Origin of the sequence: Cyanobium sp. LEGE 06143 (assembly GCF_015207535.1) — a bacterium.
GTDB lineage: Bacteria > Cyanobacteriota > Cyanobacteriia > PCC-6307 > Cyanobiaceae > NIES-981.
In genome coordinates, this window is sequence record NZ_JADEWP010000228.1 from 1 (window position 1) to 3,371 (window position 3,371).

The window sequence follows — 3,371 nt, forward strand, 5'->3', positions numbered from 1 at the left end:
CTGAGGGGGGAGCGGGGGGGCAGGCGCTACGCCGGGGCAGACCTGGCCCTGATCAGGCTAGGTCTGCCTGCCGGCCTGGGCGTCCCGGGCCACCGTCTGCCCTGGCACCAGGCCAGCATGGATTCGCCCCATTCCCTGACCCATGGCGCTGGCATCGGTGATCTGGCTGCTGGTGGGCCTGGCCCTGCTCGGCCTCGAAGGGCTCGGGGCTGAGTTCGATGGTCTGCTGGAGGCGGCGGTCGCGGCTCTGGTGGTGTCGGCGCTGAGTGCCCTGCTGCCCTGGCCGCCGCTGCTGCAGGTGGTGACCTTTGCCGTGCTCAGCGGCCTGGGGCTGCTGGCGCTGCGGGGCTGGGAGCGGCGCAGCCGTGAGCGCTCGATCCCCGCCAGCGGCCACAGCCAGCGGGCCGCAGTGATCAGCGGCTTCGAGGGCACGGCGGAGGGGCGGGTGCGCTGGCAGGGCCAGAGCTGGGCCGCCACCAACCTCGAGACCAGCCGGACACTGCAACCCGGCAGCGCGGTGACCGTGATGGGCCGCGACGGCAACCGGCTGCAGGTGCTGCCGGACGCGGCTCCAGGCGAGCTGCCGGGTGGGTCAGGGCACTGATTCCAAACCGGGCGGCAGGCCAACCGTCGCGACCTGAGCGCGGCCAGCCCAGCGAAGCGACTCCAGGGTGCGGAGCAGACTCGGAGCTACGGCCTGCCCCCCCTTGTGAACGCCATGACAGCCTCCCCGGCCCTGCGGATCGGCAATGGCTACGACATCCATCGCCTGGTACCGGGTCGGCCCCTGATCCTGGGAGGCCAGAGGCTCGCCCATCCCGAGGGCCTGGGTCTCGACGGCCACAGTGACGCCGATGTGCTCGTGCACGCCATCATGGATGCCCTGCTCGGGGCCCTCTCCCTTGGCGACATCGGCCAGCATTTCCCGCCGGAGGACGCCCGCTGGAAGGGGGCCGACAGCCTGGTGCTGCTGGAGCAGGTGATGGCCCTGGTGATGAAGCGTGGCTGGCGGATCGTGAATCTCGACAGTGTGGTGGTGGCGGAACGCCCGAAACTCAAGCCCCACATCGCGGCCATGCGCGCCGCCATCGCCGCTCGACTCGGCCTCGATGACGACCAGGTGGGCGTCAAGGCCACCACCAATGAGGGGCTCGGGGCCGAGGGCCGCGAGGAKGGCATCTCCTGCCACGCCGTGGCCCTGCTGCAACGACCGTGACCGCACCCCGCAAGCCAGTGGCGCGAGACGACCTGCCTAGGCTCACCGGCCCGCCGAGGCCATTGCGACGGCTGCTGCTGGTGCTGCTGCTGGCCGCACTGCTCGGCGGGATCAGTTCACCCGCTGCGGCCCGTGCCCSCATGAGCACCTCCTCCCCCACCACCACAGCCGAGACCGGCGTTGTGGAACTGCTGCGGCTGGGGGTGAAGGCCCAGTACCGCGAGGCCTGGCTGGAGGCCGAAGCGGCCAGCTGGGGGCCCTGGCTGAAGCAGCAGGAGGGCTTCCTGGGGCGGCAGCTGTTCTGGGATCCTGAGCGGCAGGAGGGCACCCTGCTGATCCGCTGGGCCAGCCTGGAGCAGTGGAAGGCCATCCCCATGGGTGAAGTGGGCGAGGTGCAGGAGCGCTTTGAGCGGCTGGCCCGTGAGCTCACCAGCAGCGACACCGGCAGCGAGGCTGCCAATCCCTTTCCGCTGCTCTATGCCGCTGAGCTTCAGCCGCAGCCCCAGCTGGAACGACAGCCCGGTCTCCAGCGCGACGTCCCAGCCGATGGCTGAGGCCCTCTCATGCGCCCTCAGCGAGGCCTAGGACTGCTGGATCTGCTGCAGCATGCCCTCCGCCCAGGCGGGCGGCGGCGGCGGCACGGCATCGGCCCCTGGCGCCAGCCTGTGGATCACGCCGGCCCTGGTGGAGATGGTGTGGATCAAGCCCTGACAGCACCCCGGCCATGAACGAACCCACGCCCGCCCTGGACCACCGCCTCGACCTGCAGCGCCGCCAGCGTCTCGGCATGGTGGAAGCGGTGTGGGGTGAGCACAAGAGCGCCGAGCAGATCGCCGCCATTGCCACGAAGCTCTGGGATGCCGGCGAGGTGCTGCTGGTGACCAGGGTGTCGCCGCAGAAGGGCGAAGCCGTGGCCGCCCTGCTGGAGACGCCGGCCCTGCGCTATCACTCCGAGGCCCGCTGCCTCACCTTCGCGACGCCGGCATCCCCGGAGCCAGGTGCATCCCCGGAGCCGGGGGAGGCCTTTGCCGGCGCCGCAACCGCCCGGGTGGCTGTGCTCGGGGCCGGCAGCAGTGATCTGGGCGTGGCCAGCGAAGCGCTCCTTGCCCTGCAGTGCCATGGGGTGGGGGCCGAGCTGGTGCTGGATGTGGGCGTGGCGGGACTGCACCGCCTGCTGGATCAGCTGCCGCTGCTGCGATCGATGGACGTACTGATCGCCTGCGCCGGTATGGAGGGGGCCCTGCCGACCGTGCTGGCCGGCCTGTTGCCCCAGCCCGTGATCGGCGTTCCCGTGGCGGTGGGTTACGGCGTCAGCGCGGGCGGCATGGCGGCCCTGCACGGCATGTTGGCCAGCTGCGCCCCGGGGCTCACGGTGGTGAATGTGGACAACGGCTACGGGGCGGCGATGGCCGCCCTGCGCATCCTCAGAGGTGCTGGAGCTGGGGGTAGGCCGTGAGCAGCTCCTCGGTGCTGAACACGTCTCCGGTGCCATCGGGCTGCCAGATCACTTCAATCGCCAGCAGATCGGAACTGGCCACCCCGCCGAGCACCTGCAGTGACTGACGCAGTTCTTCAGCCGTGGAGGCTCCCTTGATGGTGAGGCGTTGGCGCGAGGCCACCAGCAGGGTCACGGCGATGAAATCGCTGCCGGCATCGCTGTCACCAGCGGCGGAAGCGGCGCCAGCAGAGCGGCGGCCCGCCACGTTGGAGGTGAGCTCGGCATCGAGCTTGCTGCGCTCCGCCATGGAGAGGCGGTTGAAGGTGGACTCGGCGCTGGCAAAGGGCACCTGGCCCACTTCCGCGTTGGCATAGACCCAGAGGTCTGGATGACGCAGCAGGGAGAGGGTGGTTTCCTGCAGCACGGTCTGCAGCCCACTGGTGGATCCGGTGTCGGCGCGGCCAGCCAGGGCGCGCAGGTCGTTCTGGAGATCGCGGGCCGAGGCCAGCAGGCCCACTTGCAGCTGACTGATGGTGACCGGGCCATCCACCCGGGGGGCGTAGCCAGAACCGCCCGGCAGGGAGGGGCTGCCGCCGCCGACACCGCGCAGGGCATTGGCGATCAGGCCCACCACGGCCATCAGGATCAGGAAGCCGAACAGGCCGCCACCGCCGAAACCGAAGATCGGAATCAGGAAGGGGAAGCCGATGCCGCCAC

5 protein-coding genes are annotated in these 3,371 nt (G+C 70.7%); 4 read left to right on the forward strand and 1 reads right to left on the reverse strand.

What is annotated here, in order from left to right; all coding sequences use genetic code 11:
• Window positions 1-142 precede the first annotated feature (142 nt).
• The 4 genes from IQ216_RS12710 (at window position 143) to larB (ending at window position 2,672) form a co-directional block, all read left to right on the forward strand.
• Window positions 143-604, forward strand: a complete 462-nt coding sequence (locus tag IQ216_RS12710) for an NfeD family protein (RefSeq protein WP_186699031.1) — start codon at window positions 143-145, stop codon at window positions 602-604.
• A 114-nt stretch (window positions 605-718) separates the two neighbouring features.
• Complete coding sequence (ispF, locus tag IQ216_RS12715; protein ID WP_193815767.1) at window positions 719-1,216, forward strand: 2-C-methyl-D-erythritol 2,4-cyclodiphosphate synthase; 498 nt, start codon at window positions 719-721, stop codon at window positions 1,214-1,216.
• A complete protein-coding gene (locus tag IQ216_RS12720; RefSeq protein WP_370566747.1) occupies window positions 1,213-1,770 on the forward strand; it encodes a TIGR03792 family protein in 558 nt (185 codons plus the stop codon). Before ispF ends, IQ216_RS12720 begins: the two co-directional genes overlap by 4 nt.
• Window positions 1,771-1,940: 170 nt before the next feature.
• Window positions 1,941-2,672 (forward strand): nickel pincer cofactor biosynthesis protein LarB, encoded by a 732-nt coding sequence (larB, locus tag IQ216_RS12725; protein ID WP_193815768.1) that lies wholly within the window; start codon window positions 1,941-1,943, stop codon window positions 2,670-2,672.
• Here the strand turns inward: larB and IQ216_RS12730 are convergent.
• A partial coding sequence (locus tag IQ216_RS12730; protein WP_193815769.1) for a DUF1517 domain-containing protein occupies window positions 2,641-3,371 on the reverse strand: 731 nt, incomplete at its 5' end. The genes larB and IQ216_RS12730 overlap by 32 nt on opposite strands.

What these genes read in the sequence shown, in the direction of transcription:
- IQ216_RS12710 (WP_186699031.1), top strand. Translation starts at nt 143, where the DNA reads ATGGCGCTGGCATCGGTGATCTGGCTGCTGGTGGGCCTGGCCCTGCTC.
- larB (WP_193815768.1), top strand. Translation starts at nt 1,941, where the DNA reads ATGAACGAACCCACGCCCGCCCTGGACCACCGCCTCGACCTGCAGCGC.